This window comes from Paraburkholderia sp. RL18-085-BIA-A, from assembly GCF_046027075.1.
Classification (GTDB): domain Bacteria; phylum Pseudomonadota; class Gammaproteobacteria; order Burkholderiales; family Burkholderiaceae; genus Paraburkholderia.
Window position 1 is genome coordinate 1 of the sequence record NZ_JARESU010000558.1, and the last position, 640, is coordinate 640.

The window sequence follows — 640 nt, forward strand, 5'->3', positions numbered from 1 at the left end:
TGCCCAAGGAGATATTGATCATGACAACGCCGTGCATCATCTCTGTCGCAATAACCGGGTCCTTGCCCCGCAAGAAAGACAATCCAGCGGTTCCGATTACGGTGAGTGAACAGGTGGAATCCACCCAGGCAGCATTCGAAGCTGGCGCGACGCTCGTACACTTGCACGTCCGCAACGACGACGAAACACCCAGCTCAGATCCCGAACGATTTTCAGTGGTCCTCGACGGTATTCGCAAGTACGCTCCCGGCATGATCACACAGATATCAACCGGTGGCCGGTCTGGCGCTGGCCGCGAAAGAGGTGCGATGTTGTCGTTACGTCCGGATATGGCTTCACTCGCGACGGGATCCGTCAACTTCCCGACTCGGGTCTATGAAAACTCTCCCGATCTGGTCGAGTGGCTTGCGGAGCAAATGAAGACCTACAAGATCAAACCCGAGATCGAGGCTTTTGATCTGTCAATGATCTTCCAGGCAGTCGCCATGCAAAAGGCGGGAAAGATTGCAGGATCGCTGCATCTGCAGTTTGTGATGGGCATCAAGAACGCCATGCCCGTTGACCGTGAGGTATTCGATTTCTACGTTCGCACGCTTCATCGACTTGCGCCCGACGCTACGTGGACAGGCGCGGGAATCGG

1 protein-coding gene is annotated in these 640 nt (G+C 55.6%); it reads left to right on the forward strand.

Going from position 1 to position 640, the window contains the following annotated elements:
• Positions 1 to 20: 20 nt before the first annotated feature.
• On the forward strand, positions 21 to 640 hold a 620-nt coding region (locus P0D89_RS53825), incomplete at its 3' end, for a 3-oxoadipate:acetyl-CoA acetyltransferase (protein ID WP_408371462.1).